Source organism: Isoptericola sp. NPDC057191, from assembly GCF_042670225.1.
Classification (GTDB): domain Bacteria; phylum Actinomycetota; class Actinomycetes; order Actinomycetales; family Cellulomonadaceae; genus Isoptericola.
The window spans coordinates 1-14,366 of record NZ_JBHUWC010000019.1; the positions used below are offsets into that span (position 1 = coordinate 1).

Here is a 14,366-nt window from a genome sequence, read left to right on the forward strand (position 1 = left end):
CACCCGCGCGGCGGCGGCGTCGTACAATTCCCCCCGCGCCCCCCTGGGGTCCCCGCGTCTCCCACACCAGGAGCCCCCTCGGGGGCGGCCCCGCCCCACCCCCCGGGGGCCCGCGCACGACGTGTGCGGGGCGGCGCCGTGGCCGTCCCGGTGAGAGGCTGACGACGGTACGTCGGGCGGGCACCGACGACTCCTCGACCGAGGGAAGGCAGAGCATGCGGCTCGAGCTACGAGGCATCACGAAGCGCTTCGGCGCGCTCGTCGCGAACGACCACATCGACCTGGTGGTGCAGCCGGGCGAGATCCACTGCTTGCTGGGCGAGAACGGCGCCGGCAAGTCGACCCTGATGAACGTGCTCTACGGCCTCTACCAGGCCGACGAGGGCGAGATCCTGCTGGACGACGAGGTCCAGGCGTTCGAGGGGCCCGGCGACGCGATGGCCGCGGGCATCGGCATGGTGCACCAGCACTTCATGCTCGTGCCCGTGTTCACCGTGGCCGAGAACGTCATGCTCGGGCACGAGTCCACGCGTGGCGGCGGGGTGCTCGACATCGACAGCGCACGCGGCCGGGTCACCGAGATCGCGCAGCGGTTCGGCTTCCACGTCGACCCCGACGCGATCGTCGAGGACCTCCCCGTGGGCGTGCAGCAGCGCGTGGAGATCATCAAGGCGCTCTCGCGCGACGCGGACGTCCTGGTCTTCGACGAGCCGACGGCGGTGCTCACGCCGCAGGAGACCGACGAGCTGATGGCGATCATGCGCCAGCTGCGCGACGAGGGCGCCGCGATCGTCTTCATCACGCACAAGCTGCGCGAGGTGCGCGCCGTCGCCGACCGGATCACGGTCGTGCGGCACGGCAAGGTCGTCGGCGAGGCCAGCCCGACCGCGACGGACGGCGAGCTCGCCTCCCTCATGGTGGGCCGTGCGGTCGAGCTGACCGTGCGCAAGGACGCCCCGCGGCCGACGGAGAACGCGCTCGTGGTCACCGACCTGCGCGTCGCCGGGCCCGACGGGCAGGTGCTGGTGGACGACGTCAGCTTCACCGTCCGCGGCGGCGAGGTGCTCGTCGTCGCCGGCGTGCAGGGCAACGGGCAGACCGAGCTCACCGAGGCGCTCGTCGGCCTCCAGGACTCCGTGACCGGCAGCGTGCAGCTGGACGGCACGGAGCTCGTGGGCAGGACGGTGCGGCGCATCCTCGACGCCGGCGTGGGCTTCGTCCCCGAGGACCGGAACGAGGACGGGCTGGTCGGCGAGTTCACCATCGCCGAGAACCTGGTGCTCGACCGCACCGACGGTCCGCCGTTCGTGCGGCGCGGGACGCTGCAGCTCGCGCGCCGCGACGAGTTCGCCCGCGAGAAGGTCGCGGAGTTCGACGTGCGCACCCAGGGGATCGAGACCCGGGTGGGGCGCCTGTCCGGCGGCAACCAGCAGAAGGTCGTGCTGGCGCGGGAGCTCTCCCGCGAGCTGCGCCTGCTGGTCGCGGCCCAGCCGACCCGCGGTGTGGACGTCGGCTCGATCGAGTTCATCCACAAGCGGATCGTCGAGACCCGCGACACCGGCATCCCCGTCGTCGTCGTGTCCACGGAGCTCGACGAGGCGGTCGCCCTGGCCGACCGGATCATGGTCATGTACCGCGGCCGGGTCGTCGGCATCGTCCCGGCCACGACCCCGCGCGACGTGCTCGGCCTCATGATGGCCGGCATCGCGCCCGAGGACGCGTCCCCGACGGGTCCCCAGAACGAAGGAGACGCGGCGTGAGCGGCGAGACGCCCCAGGACCGGTCGGCGAAGCCCGAGGTCGAGCCCGGCTCGCCGCTGGGCGACGCGATCGGGTCGGTCGACGCGGAGGCGCAGCCCGGGCTGGCGGAGGAGCTGGAGCAGGAGGTCGCGCGCGAGACCGCCCCGGCCGTCGAGGAGTCGGGCGACCGGTGGCGCGACGCGCTGCGCCGCGCGACGTCCGGCGGGTGGGTCGTGGCGCTCGGCGCCATCGTCCTGGCCGTGGTCGCCGGGTCGATCCTCATCATCGTCACCGACACCGACGTGCTCGCGGCGGCGCCCTACTTCTTCTCCCGGCCGAGCGACACGCTCGCCGCGATCGGGCAGGCCGTGGGCGGCGCGTACTCCGCGCTGTTCCAGGGCGCGGTCTACAACTTCGGCGCGGACTCCTTCGCGCAGGGCATCCGGCCGCTGACGCAGACGCTCACCAACGCCTCGCCGCTCATCGCGGCCGGGCTCGGCGTCGCGCTCGCGTTCCGCGCCGGCCTGTTCAACATCGGTGGTCAGGGGCAGATGCTCATGGCCGCCACGGCCGCCGGCTGGATCGGCTTCGGCGTGACGGGCCTGCCGTTCCCGTGGCACATGCTGCTGTGCCTGGTCGCGGGCATCGCCGCCGGCGCCCTGTGGGCCGGCATCGCGGGTCTGCTGAAGGCCCGCACCGGCGCCCACGAGGTGATCGTCACGATCATGCTCAACTACGTGGCGTTCTACCTGCTGTCGTACTTCCTCGCGACGCCCGGCCTCATGCAGGCTCCCGGGTCCGCGAACCCGAAGACGCCGCCGATGCAGGACTCCGCCGTCCTGCCGCCGCTGCTGGGTCCGTCGTACAACCTGCACTGGGGCTTCGTGCTGTCGCTGCTCGCCGTCGTCGGCGTGTGGTGGCTGCTCAACCGGTCGAGCGCCGGCTTCTCCTTCCGGGCGGTGGGGGAGAACCCGAAGGCCGCGCGGGTCGCGGGCATCGACGTCTCGCGCACCACGGTGCTCGTCATGCTCGTCGCCGGCGGCCTGGTCGGGCTCGCGGGCGTGCAGCAGGTGCTCGGCACCGTCACCACCGGCTTCAGCGTCGACATCGACGCCGGCATCGGGTTCGACGCGATCACCGTGGCGCTGCTCGGCGGGTCGTCGCCCTGGGGCGTGCTCGGCGCCGGCATCCTGTTCGGCGGCTTCAAGGCCGGCGGCTCGGCGATGCAGGCCGCCCAGGGCATCCCGATCGAGATCGTGCTCGTCGTGCAGTCGCTGATCGTGCTGTTCATCGCGGCGCCGCCGCTGGTGCGGGCCATCTTCCGCCTGCCGCAGCCGGACCGTGCACCGCGCCGCCGCGAGAGCCGGCGGGGCCGCCGGGCCACCGGCACCACCGAGGAGGGACGGGCATGACCGCCACGACCGTCGAGGCGGCGGAACCCGCCGCACAGGCCGCGCCGCGCACCGTGAGCACGGCCACGTGGAAGGCCGTCATCGGCCTGGGCGTGGTCCTCGCCCTGTACGCGCTCCTGCTGCTCCTGGCACCGCACGAGGGGTCGGCCCGGTTCGCCCTCTCGACCAGCACCGACTTCGTCGTGCTGTCGACGATCGTCGTGCCGGCGATGGCGACCGCCTGGGTGTGCGGGGCCGTCGCGCTGCTCGTGCTGGGGTACGCCGTCGTGCGCACCCGCGCCGGGCGGCGCGTGCCCCCGTGGGCGATCGCCGTCTTCGCCGCGGCCCTGCTCGTGGGCTTCCTCGCCTGGGCCGCCGCGGGCAGCCCGCGCGACCTGTCCGTCGTCGGGCTGCTGGGCGGCGCCGTCGGCCTGGCGGTCCCGCTCGTGTACGGCGCCCTCGGCGGCGTGGTGGGCGAGCGCGCGGGCGTCGTGAACATCGCGATCGAGGGCCAGCTGCTCGCGGGGGCGTTCGTCGCCGCCATCGTCGGCTCGCTCACGAACAGCCCGTGGGCCGGGCTCGTGGCCGCCGTCGTCGCGAGCGCGCTGGTCGCGCTCGTGCTGGGCGTCTTCACGATCACCTACAAGGTGAACCAGGTGATCGTCGGCGTCGTGCTGAACGTGCTGGTGATCGGCCTGACGAGCTTCTTCTACTCGGAGCTCCTGGTCCCGAACGCGGAGACCCTCAACTCGACCACCCGCTTCGAGCGCCTGCCGATCCCGCTGCTCGAGCGCATCCCGATCATCGGCCCGGTGCTGTTCAACCAGACCATCGTCGTCTACCTCATGTTCGTCGCCGTCGCGGCGGTCTGGTACGCGCTGTTCCGCACCCGCTGGGGGCTGCGTGTCCGCGCCGTCGGCGAGCACCCGAAGGCCGCGGACACGGTCGGCATCGACGTCCTGCGCACCCGCTACCGGGCCGTCCTCATCGGCGGTGCGGTGGTCGGGCTCGGCGGCGCGTTCTACACCGTGGTGTCGATCAACCAGTTCGGCCGCGAGATGACGGCCGGCGCCGGCTTCATCGCCCTGGCGGCGGTCATCTTCGGCAAGTGGGACCCGCTGCGCGCGGCCCTGGCCGGCCTGCTGTTCGGGTTCGCCACCAACCTGCAGAACGTGCTGTCCGTGGTCGGCTCGCCCGTGCCCAGCCAGTTCATGCTCATGCTCCCGTACGTCGTGACGCTGCTGGCAGTGGCCGGGCTCGTCGGCAAGTCCCGCGCACCCGCGGCGTCGGGCACCCCCTACACCAAGGAGTAGCCGTGCCCGACCCGTCCATCGACTGGGACGCCCTGCGTGCCGCGGCCCGTGACGTCGTCGGCAGGGCCTACGCGCCCTACTCCGGCTTCCCGGTCGGGGCCGCGGCCCTCGCCGACGACGGCCGGGTCGTGGTGGGCTGCAACGTGGAGAACGCCGCCTACGGCGTGACGCTCTGCGCCGAGTGCTCGCTGGTGTCCGCGCTCGTCACGGGCGGCGGCGGCCGGCTGGTCGCGTTCACGTGCGTGGACGGCGCGGGCGAGCTGCTGATGCCGTGCGGCCGGTGCCGGCAGCTGCTGTGGGAGCACGGTGGCCCGGCGCTGCTCGTCGAGACGCCGCGCGGTGTCGTGCCGATGACCGAGGTGCTGCCGGACGCGTTCGGTGCGCCCGACCTCGACCGGCCGCGCCCGAGCACGACGTCGGGCACAAGGTCGGGCACGCGGTCGGGCTCGGCCGCGACCACACCGAGAGGCGGTGCCGCATGACCACCACACCGGGACACGAGCCGTTCGACGCGGTCGACGTCATCCGCGCCAAGCGCGACGGACGCCCGCTGGAGGCCGCGCAGATCGACTGGGTCGTCGACGCGTACACCCGCGGGGCCGTCGCCGAGGAGCAGATGTCGGCCCTCGCGATGGCGATCCTGCTGCGCGGGATGACGCGTCCGGAGGTGGCGCGGTGGACGGGAGCGATGATCGCGTCCGGGGAGCGGATGGACTTCTCCGGCCTGTCGCGGCCCACGGCGGACAAGCACTCCACCGGGGGCGTCGGGGACAAGATCACGCTGCCGCTCGCGCCGCTGGTGGCGTCGTTCGGGGTGGCGGTGCCGCAGCTCTCGGGCCGCGGCCTGGGCCACACCGGCGGCACCCTGGACAAGCTCGAGGCGATCCCCGGCTGGCGTGCGTCGCTGACCAACGCCGAGCTGATGGACCAGCTCGAGGACGTGGGGGCGGTGGTCTGCGCGGCCGGCGCGGGGCTGGCCCCGGCGGACAAGAAGCTGTACGCGCTGCGCGACGTCACGGGCACGGTGGAGTCGGTGCCGCTCATCGCGAGCTCCATCATGAGCAAGAAGATCGCGGAGGGCACCGGCGCGCTCGTGCTCGACGTCAAGGTGGGCTCCGGGGCCTTCATGAAGGACCTGGACGCGGCGCGCGAGCTCGCCCGCACCATGGTGGACCTCGGCACGGACGCCGGCGTGCGCACCGTCGCGCTGCTCACGGACATGCAGGTGCCGCTGGGCCGCACGGCGGGCAACGCGCTCGAGGTGCGGGAGTCGGTCGAGGTGCTCGACGGCGGCGGTCCGGCCGACGTCGTCGACCTCACCGTCGCGCTCGCCGTCGAGATGCTCGCGGGCGCCGGTCGGGCCGTCCCCGAGGCGGAGGTCCGTGCGGCGCTGGCGGACGGACGTGCCAAGGAGGTCTGGCGCCGCATGATCGCCGCGCAGGGCGGCGACCCGGACGCGCCCCTGCCGGTCGCGGCGCACCGCCGTGAGGTCGTCGCGGACCGTGCCGGCATCGTGACGCGGCTCGACGCGTACGCCGTGGGCCTCGCGGCCTGGCGGCTCGGCGCGGGCCGCTCGCGGCGCGAGGACCCGGTGCAGGCGGGCGCCGGGGTCGAGATCCACGCCCGGCCCGGCGAGCGGGTGGACGCCGGCCAGCCGGTGCTCACGCTGCACACGGACACGCCCGAGCGGTTCGACCGCGCCCTGGCCGCGCTCGACGGGCAGTGGTCGGTCGAGGACGGCCAGGCGTCGGCGGCGCCGGCACCGCTCCTGCTGGACCGGATCGGCTGAGCCGACGCGAGATGCCTCGCCTGACGGACGTCCTCGCCGCCGCGGGGGTGTTCGGCGGTCCGCTGCCGGTGACACCTCCGGCGGGGCGGTTCGCGCGGCCGGTCGTCCCGGAGGACGTCGCCCGGCGCCTCGCCGCCCTGTCGCCCGCGACGCGGGCGTGGGTGCGTGACCCGCTGGGCCGTACCGCCCCGCTGCCGGTCCCGGGCCGCCCGCGCCTCCTGACGCTCCCGGCGGCCGACGGCGTGCTCGTCCCCGCGCGGCAGGTCGACGAGCGCTCGTGCGGGCCCGCGGTGCTGGGCCTGCTCGGCCTGGCGGGCGACCCGCGCGGCGCGCTCGGGCTGGTCCGGCGGCCGGACGGCACCGCCACCGCGTTCGCCGCCCTGCAGCGCGAGCTGCACCTGCGTGCCACCCGCACGGCCTGGCGGCTCCCGACCTGGCCGGGCGCGCTGGGCACCCCGCCGTGGGGAGCCGCCCGCGTCGCGCGCTACGGTCGCGTGCGCTACACCCACCGCGTCGTGGGCGGGCGCGCCGCTCGGGACGTGCTCGCGGCCGCCCTGACGGCCGCGGCGCGCGGGGTACCGGTCCCGCTCTACACCGGCGGCGACCTCGCGCGCGGCGCGGCGACGGCCGTGCCACGCCACGTGGTGCTCCTCACCGCCGTGCGTGACGGGCTCGCCACCCTGTACGAGCCGTCGTCCGGCCGGCTGCACGCCGTGCCGGTGCGGGCGCTCGCTGCGCCGGACGGCCGCGCCAGGCGCGGGCCGGACGGCGAGGTGCTCCGGCGGGCCCTCGGCGGGTGGCCCCACGTGGTGTGGGCGCTGCTGCCCCACGACGCGCGCGGCTGAGAGGGGTGCCGACGGGTGCCGCGCGCCCTCCCGTCGGCGAGGACTCCGCCTCCTCTGGCGCGCCGACGTGGGGCGCGCCACGATGGACGGGCGCACCGCCGTCGAGAAGGAGGAGCTCCATGAGCACCGTCCCGGAGGACGCCCGGCGAGACGCCGGCGCGGAGGGTACCGACGACACGACCAGCCTGGTCGAGGACGCGGAGGCCGCCGCGCAGGAGCCGCCCGCGGCCGAGGAGTACCACCCGCGGCACGCCCGCCCGGACCTCGAGGGCGCCGCCGCGGAGGCGGACGTCCTCGAGCAGAGCCAGGAGGTGCCGGGGTTCGACGGCGCGGACGACCCCGACGCCGTCGACGAGGGCTGACGGCCGGTAGGTTGGGCCCATGACGCAAGCCCTCGTCGACCTGATCCCCGCCCTGCCCAAGGTGCTCCTGCACGACCACCTCGACGGCGGCCTGCGACCGCAGACCGTCCTCGAGCTCGCCGCCGAGGTGGGCCACGAGCTCCCGGCCTCCGACGCCGACACGCTCGGCACCTGGTTCGTCGAGGCCGCCGACTCCGGCTCGCTGGTGCGCTACCTGGAGACGTTCGACCACACGATCGCCGTCATGCAGACGCCGGACGCCCTGGCACGCGTCGCGCGCGAGGCCGTGCTGGACCTGGCTGCGGACGGCGTCGTGTACGCCGAGCAGCGCTGGGCGCCGGAGCAGCACCTGAGCCGCGGCCTGGCGCTGCAGGAGACGGTCGAGGCCGTGCAGGCGGGCATCGACGAGGGCATCCGGGAGGCCGCGGCGCGCGGCCAGCTCATCCGGGTGGGCCAGCTGGTGACGGCCATGCGGCACACCGACCGGTGGCAGGAGATCGCCGAGCTCGCCGTCGCGTACCGCGACCGCGGCGTCGTGGGCTTCGACATCGCGGGCCCCGAGGACGGCTTCCCGCCGTCGCGGCACGCCGAGATCTGGCGCTACCTCGCCGAGCACGACTTCCCGACGACGATCCACGCCGGCGAGGCCGCCGGCCCGGCGTCGATCGCCGAGGCCGTGCACCTGGGCCAGGCCGACCGGATCGGCCACGGCGTGCGGATCGTGGAGGACATCACCTTCCACGAGGGGTTCGACGACGACGGCGAGCGGCGTGCCGACCTGGGCCGGCTGGCGCACTGGGTGCGCGACCACCAGATCGCCCTCGAGGTCTGCCCCGTCTCCAACCTGCAGACCGCGGCGACCACGGCCGCCTCGGTGGCCGACCACCCGATCACCCGGCTCAAGGAGCTGGACTTCGCGGTGACGCTCAACACGGACAACCGCCTCATGTCGCGGACCTCGATGTCGCACGAGATGACACGGCTCGTCACCGAGGCGGGCTGGACCGTCGACGACCTCGCGGACGTCACGCTGACGGCCGCGTGGAGCACGTTCATGCACCACGACGAGCGTCGTGCGCTCGTCGACGACGTCATCCTGCCGGGCTACCAGCAGGTCGAAGGAGCGCAGCGATGAGCGACGCAGCCCGCACCGCCCCGGCGGTGCCCGCGGACCCCGCGGCCCTCGCGCAGCTGGTGGACCACACGCTGCTCAAGCCCGAGGCGACGACCGCGGACGTGACCGCGCTGGTCGAGGAGGGCGCGCGCCTGGGCGTCTTCTCGGTCTGCATCTCGCCGACGTTCGTCGCCCACGCGGCGCGCGTCGCCGCCGGCCGGGTCGCCGTCGCGACCGTCTGCGGCTTCCCCTCCGGCAAGCACGTCAGCGCGGTCAAGGCGGCCGAGGCCGCGCGTGCCGTGGCCGACGGGGCGGACGAGGTGGACATGGTGATCGATGTCGGCGCCGCCAAGGAGGGTGCGTTCGACGCCGTCCGTGCCGACGTCGCCGCCGTGCGGGCGGCCGTCCCCGCCGAGCACCTGCTCAAGGTGATCATCGAGTCGGCGGCGCTCACGGACGACGAGATCGTCGCCGTCTGCCGGGCCGCGAAGGACGCGGGCGCCGACTTCGTGAAGACGTCGACCGGCTTCCACCCCGCCGGCGGCGCCTCGGTGCACGCCGTGTCCCTCATGGCCGACACCGTGGGCGGCGCGCTGGGCGTGAAGGCGTCCGGCGGGATCCGCACGCTGGATGACGCGCTCGCGATGGTCGCCGCCGGTGCTACGCGGCTCGGGCTCTCGGGGACCGCCGGCGTGCTCGCCGGGTTCTCGGGCGCCGCGCCGACCGACGGCGGCAGTGGGTACTGAGCCGCTCGTCGAGGTCGACGGCGCGACGCGCACGCACGGCACCGTGCAGGTGCTCGCGCCGACGTCGCTGACCCTGGGCGCGGGGGAGGCGGCCGCCGTCGTCGGACCGAACGGCAGCGGGAAGTCGACCCTGCTGCGCCTCGTCGCCGGCAAGGACGAGCCGACCACCGGCCGCGTCCGGGTGCTGGGCCTGGCCGCCGGGGAGGCCCGGCTGCGCAGGCGGGAGGACGTCGCCGCGCTGCTGGGCGGCCTGTCCGCCTACCCCGACCTCACGGTGGCCGAGCACCTGCGCCTCGTGGCGTCCGCGTGGGCGGGCCGGCACCCCGGTCCGGACGTCGAGACGGCGCTCGCCGCCGCGGAGCTCGACCGCGTGCGCGACCAGCTCCCGGGCGAGCTGTCGTCCGGGGAGGGTCAGCTGTTCGCCCTGGTGACGACGCTGTACCGGCCGGCGCGCCTCGTGCTGCTGGACGAGCCGGAGCAGCGCCTCGACGCCCGCTGGCGCGCCGTCGCCCGTCGCCTCCTGGCGGGCGCGCTCGACGCGGGCCGGGCGCTGCTCGTGGCGACCCACGACCCGGACCTGCGGGCGGACCTCGCGTCCCGGGGGCGCGAGGTCGAGCTCGCCGCCCCGGCTCCGCGGTGACGACCGGCGTGAGCGACGCCCACGCGGGCCACGTCGACGACGGCTCGCGCGTGCCGTACCGCCGCTGGAGCCGGTGGGTGGCCGGGCTGCGACGCCGGGCGCTCCTGGCGCGCGCCGCCGAGAGCGGCGCGGACCCCCACGACCGGGTCTACCTCGCGTACGGCGTGGTGCTCCTCGCGCTCGTCTACGGGCCGATCCTCTGGTCCGCGCTCGCGCAGGCCGTGGCTGCCGCGCAGGCAGGTGGCCGGCCGGCCCCGTCGGGCGTCGTGGTGGGTGGCGTCGTCGCCGCGACCGTGGTCCTCGTCCTGGGCGTCGCGGCAGCCGCCGGGCTGGCCGTGGCCCGTGCCGGCGGGCCGCTCTGGACCACCCCGGCGGAGGCGACCTTCGCCCTGGGCGGCCAGTTCCGACCGCGCCAGGTGCTGGGGCGGCGCTCGGTCCTGCTCGTGCTCGCAGCGGCGGGGACGGGGGCGTTCGCCGCGACGGCCGCGGCGGTGGGCCTGGCGCCCGGGGCGGTCGACGCCCAGGCGGGCCTGCCGCTGGCCGCCTGGGCGGGCGCCGGAGCCGCGCTGGCCCAGGTCCCGCTGGCCGTGGCGGTGGCCGCACAGACGACCCTGCGCCGCGCCGCGGTGGCGGCCACGGCAGTGCTGCTCGTGCTCGGCGCCGCCGGGGTGTCGGTTGCCGCGTCGCGCGGCGGACTGCTCGGCGGCGGCCTCGACCCCGTGACGACGCCGGCTGTCGTGACGGCGGTGGCGGTCGGCGTCCTGGGCCTGGCGTGCGCGGGGTGGGTCGCGGGGGTCCTCCCGGACCGGCTCGACGTCGACCGCGCCGCCGCGGGCCAGACGCGCACGGTCACGGCCGGTCGAGGTCTGGTCGGCGGGGAGTCCGGCGCACTGGCGGACGTGCTCGGACCGCGGACGTACGCCGGCCGCAGGGCCGGGCTCCCGCGACGGCTGCTGCACCGCGCGCCGCTGGTGGCCCGCGACCTCCTCGGCCTGCGACGCCGCCCCGGGGCCCTGGTCGCCTCGCTGGTGGTGGGGACGGTCGGCGCGCTGCTCGTCCGGGTCGGCGCCGACGGCGGACCCGCGCTGGCGGCGGTCGCGGGTGCGGCGGCGCTGTACGGCGCGGCGCGGACCTGGGCCGACGGCCTGCACGCCTTCGCCGCGCAGCCGCAGCCGGGCGCTCTCCTGCCGGGCTCGGTGAGGCGTGCGGTCGCCGGGCACCTGGTGGTCCCGGCGGTGCTGGCGCTGCTCGTCGCCGGGGCGGCGACGGCCGCAGCGGGAGCGGACGTGGCGCTCCCCGTGGTGCTCGTGGCCGGGACGGTCCTCGCGGTCCGCGCGTGGGTCGCGGGCGCCACGGCGGCCCCACCGGGGCTCTTCACACCGATGATGACCCCGAACGGCGACATGTCGATGCTCGTGCTGGGCGCCTGGTACCTGCGGGGATGGCTCGTCGTCGTCGCCGTGGCGTGGCTCCTGCACCGCGCCGGGCCGGGCGGGGCGCCGACGGCGGCGGTCGTCGTGCTGGCGCTGGTCGCAGGCCTCGCCGCGGCTGCCGCCCGACGGTTCGCGCGCGCCTGACCCTCCGGAGCGGGCCCGGCGACCGCCGCGCCACGCGTGACCGAGGTCACAGCGTCCGTCCATCCCGAGGAAGTTAGGCTCACCTCACCATGTCTGACACGCAGCCTGAGCCCCCCGCCGGACCGCCGGCCCGCAAGCGCACCCCGCGGCACGCCACCGTCTCGGCCGTGCGTCGCCTCACCCCGCACCTGGTGCGCGTCACGATCACGGGCCCCGAGCTCGGCGCGCTCGACCCCACCGGCCACACCGACAGCTACGTGAAGCTGGTGCTCGGCGAGCTCGCGGACGGGCGGCCGCTGCTGCGCGCCTACACGGTGCGGGCCGTGCGGGACACGGCCGCAGGGGCCGAGTGGGACCTCGACCTCGTGGTGCACGGCGACGCGGGCGTGGGCGGTCCCTGGGCCACCCGGGTCGGCCCGGGGGAGCCGGTGACGTTCCTGGGGCCGGGCGGCGGCTACGCCCCCGACCTCGGCGCGCCGTGGCACCTGCTCGTCGGCGACGACTCGGCCCTGCCGGCCATCGCCGCCGCGCTCGAGTCGCTGCCTGCCGGGGCGGTCGCGCACGCCGTCGTCGAGGTGCCCGGACGCGAGGACGAGCTGCCCCTGGACACCGCCGCCGACCTCACCGTCACCTGGGTGCACCGCTCCGCGGGCGACGGGGACCTCGCCGCCGCCACGCGCGCCGCCGCCGGCTCGTTCCCCCCAGGTGTGCCGCACGTCTTCCTGCACGGCGAGGCCGACTGCGTGCGCGACCTGCGCCGCTGGGTGCGCACGGAGCTCGGCGTCCCGCGCGAGCTGCTCTCGGCCTCCGGCTACTGGCGCCGCGGGAGCGACGACGAGGAGTGGCGGGCGCGCAAGCGCGACTGGAACGCCGCCGTCGAGCAGGACGACGCCGCCCTGGTCGGCTGACGCGCGCCGGTCAGGTGCCCGGGGTCAGACCCCCAGCGCCGTCCGCAGCTCGGCCTTGATCCGGTCGAGCTTCTTGTGCGCCGCGACGCGCAGCTGTCCGACGTCGAGCGCGGAGGCGTCCGGCGCCACCGGCTCGACGACCTCGAGGTAGCACTTCACCTTCGGCTCGGTCCCGCTGGGCCGCACGACGACGCGCGTGTCGTCGGCCCCCAGCAGCACCACGCCGTCGGTGGGCGGCAGGCCGTCGATGCCGTCGCCCAGGTCGAGCACCTGGGCGACGCCCGCCCCCGCGAGGGTGCGCGGCGGTGCCGTGCGCAGCCGCGACATCGTCTCCGGGATCCGGGACAGGTCGTCGAACCGCAGGGAGAGCTGGTCCGTGACGAACAGCCCGTTCTCGCGCGCGACGTCGTCCAGGGCGTCGACGAGCGTGCGCCCCTCCGCCTTGAGCCGCGCGGCGAGCAGCGCGATCAGCACCGCGGTGCTCAGGCCGTCCTTGTCGCGCACGTGCGCCGGGTCGACGCAGTAACCCAGCGCCTCCTCGTAGCCGAAGACCAGCCCCGGGGTCCGCGAGATCCACTTGAAGCCGGTGAGGGTGGTCGCGTGCCCGACGCCGTACCGCACCGCGATCGACGACAGCACCCGCGAGGACACCACCGAGCAGGCCACGACCGGGCCGGTGGAGCCCGCCGGTGCGGGCACGTCGCCCCGCGCCATGCGGCGGACCGCCTCGCGGCCGAGGAGGGCTCCGACCTCGTCGCCGTGCAGCATGCGCCAGCCCTGCGAGCGGGCGGTCTCGGCGCCCTGGTGCGTGCCGACCGTCGGGTCGTAGACGGCGACGGCGCACCGGTCGGCGTCGGGGTCGTTCGCGATCACCAGGTCGGCGTGCGCCTCGGCGAGGGCGACCGCCATGTCGATCGCGCCGGGCTCCTCCGGGTTCGGGAACCGCACGGTGGGGAAGGCCGGGTCCGGGTGGAGCTGCTCCTCGACCGGGGTCACCTGGGTGAACCCGGCGTCGGCGAGCACCCGCGCGAGCACCCGCCCGCCCACCCCGTGCAGCGACGTGGTGACGATGCGCAGCGCCGCGCGCTCGGCCGGCCCCGTGGAGGTGCCGACCCGGTCGGCGAGGGCGTGCACGGAGGCCAGGTACGCGTCGACGACCTCCCGGCCGAGGACCGTCCAGCCGGTCTCCACGCGCGGCACGCCCGACGCGGGGCCCGCCGCCGCGATGCGCTCGGCGATGCGCGCGTCGTGCGGTGGCACGATCTGCGCGCCCTGGCCGGCGTCGGTCACGACCCGCCCGCCGAGGTAGACCTTGTACCCGTTGTCCTGCGCCGGGTTGTGGCTCGCGGTGACCATGACCCCCGCGTCGGCGTCCAGGTGCCGCACCGCGAACGCCAGGACCGGCGTCGGCAGGGCGGCGGGCAGCAGCAGGACCTCGGCTCCCGCCGCGGTGAGCACGGCCGCCGTGTCCGTCGCGAACACGGAGGACCGGTCGCGCGCGTCGTACCCGACCACCACGCGTGGCGCGACGCCCGGGCCCAGCGACGACGTCAGGTACGCGCCGAGGCCGGCCGCCGCCGTCGTGACGACGGCGCGGTTCATCCGGTTCGGCCCCGGCGCCATCGCGCCGCGCAGCCCGGCCGTGCCGAACTGGAGCGAGCCCGCGAAGCGGTCCCGCAGCAGCGCGACGGCTTGCTCACGGGTGCTCGCGCGCGGCGACGACGTCTGCTCGGCGAGCCGCGACAGCTCCGCCTTGTCGTCGTCGTCGACGTCGTAGCGGATCCAGCGTTCCACCGCGTCGAGCAGCGCGGACAGGTCGAGCGCCCTCGCAGCCGGCTCGAAGGCCGGGTCGTCGGTGTCCAGGCTCATGGCGGGTCCCCCTCGGTCGGTGCGCAGTCGGTGGACGGAGTCAGATCGCGGTCACATGTGCGGTCACGTGGCG

Annotated in this window: 13 protein-coding genes; 12 read left to right on the plus strand and 1 reads right to left on the minus strand. The window is 75.9% G+C overall.

The annotated features are described in order from the left end of the window. Positions 1–215: 215 nt before the first annotated feature. The 12 genes from ACFT55_RS04955 to ACFT55_RS05010 all read left to right on the plus strand — a co-directional run bounded on the left by ACFT55_RS04955 (position 216) and on the right by ACFT55_RS05010 (position 12,424). Positions 216–1,760: an ABC transporter ATP-binding protein gene (locus ACFT55_RS04955; RefSeq protein WP_380242141.1), complete on the plus strand. Its 1,545-nt coding sequence runs from the start codon at positions 216–218 to the stop codon at positions 1,758–1,760. Then, on the plus strand, positions 1,757–3,151 hold the full coding sequence (locus ACFT55_RS04960) for an ABC transporter permease (protein WP_380242143.1): 1,395 nt from the start codon (positions 1,757–1,759) through the stop codon (positions 3,149–3,151). Before ACFT55_RS04955 ends, ACFT55_RS04960 begins: the two co-directional genes overlap by 4 nt. After that, the gene (locus ACFT55_RS04965; protein WP_380242145.1) at positions 3,148–4,443 is read left to right on the plus strand and encodes an ABC transporter permease; all 1,296 of its coding nucleotides are present in this window, start codon (positions 3,148–3,150) and stop codon (positions 4,441–4,443) included. Before ACFT55_RS04960 ends, ACFT55_RS04965 begins: the two co-directional genes overlap by 4 nt. 2 nt (positions 4,444–4,445) lie before the next feature. Then, complete coding sequence (locus tag ACFT55_RS04970; RefSeq protein ID WP_380242147.1) at positions 4,446–4,925, plus strand: cytidine deaminase; 480 nt, start codon at positions 4,446–4,448, stop codon at positions 4,923–4,925. Then, the gene (locus ACFT55_RS04975) at positions 4,922–6,232 is read left to right on the plus strand and encodes a thymidine phosphorylase (protein ID WP_380242150.1); all 1,311 of its coding nucleotides are present in this window, start codon (positions 4,922–4,924) and stop codon (positions 6,230–6,232) included. The genes ACFT55_RS04970 and ACFT55_RS04975 overlap by 4 nt, the downstream gene beginning before the upstream one ends. An 11-nt stretch (positions 6,233–6,243) precedes the next feature. After that, complete coding sequence (locus tag ACFT55_RS04980) at positions 6,244–7,077, plus strand: hypothetical protein (protein ID WP_380242152.1); 834 nt, start codon at positions 6,244–6,246, stop codon at positions 7,075–7,077. Positions 7,078–7,196: 119 nt separating this feature from the next. Further along, a complete protein-coding gene (locus ACFT55_RS04985; RefSeq protein WP_380242154.1) occupies positions 7,197–7,439 on the plus strand; it encodes a hypothetical protein in 243 nt (80 codons plus the stop codon). A gap of 19 nt (positions 7,440–7,458) precedes the next feature. Next, the gene (locus tag ACFT55_RS04990) at positions 7,459–8,574 is read left to right on the plus strand and encodes an adenosine deaminase (RefSeq protein ID WP_380242156.1); all 1,116 of its coding nucleotides are present in this window, start codon (positions 7,459–7,461) and stop codon (positions 8,572–8,574) included. Next, positions 8,571–9,299, plus strand: coding sequence for a deoxyribose-phosphate aldolase (gene deoC / locus ACFT55_RS04995; protein ID WP_380242158.1), 729 nt, complete (start codon positions 8,571–8,573; stop codon positions 9,297–9,299). The genes ACFT55_RS04990 and deoC overlap by 4 nt, the downstream gene beginning before the upstream one ends. After that, entirely contained in the window at positions 9,289–9,939 is a 651-nt protein-coding gene (locus tag ACFT55_RS05000) for an ATP-binding cassette domain-containing protein (protein ID WP_380242160.1), read from the plus strand. The genes deoC and ACFT55_RS05000 overlap by 11 nt, the downstream gene beginning before the upstream one ends. Before the next feature lie 8 nt (positions 9,940–9,947). Beyond that, positions 9,948–11,516 carry a hypothetical protein gene (locus ACFT55_RS05005; RefSeq protein ID WP_380242163.1) on the plus strand — a complete coding sequence of 523 codons (1,569 nt, stop codon included), beginning with the start codon at positions 9,948–9,950 and terminating at the stop codon, positions 11,514–11,516. Positions 11,517–11,605: 89 nt separating this feature from the next. Continuing rightward, positions 11,606–12,424 (plus strand): siderophore-interacting protein, encoded by an 819-nt coding sequence (locus tag ACFT55_RS05010; RefSeq protein ID WP_380242165.1) that lies wholly within the window; start codon positions 11,606–11,608, stop codon positions 12,422–12,424. Positions 12,425–12,448: 24 nt separating this feature from the next. On the opposite strand, the gene ACFT55_RS05015 is transcribed toward ACFT55_RS05010, so the two are convergent. Further along, positions 12,449–14,293, minus strand: a complete 1,845-nt coding sequence (locus ACFT55_RS05015; RefSeq protein ID WP_380242167.1) for a phospho-sugar mutase — start codon at positions 14,291–14,293, stop codon at positions 12,449–12,451. Positions 14,294–14,366: the final 73 nt, after the last annotated feature.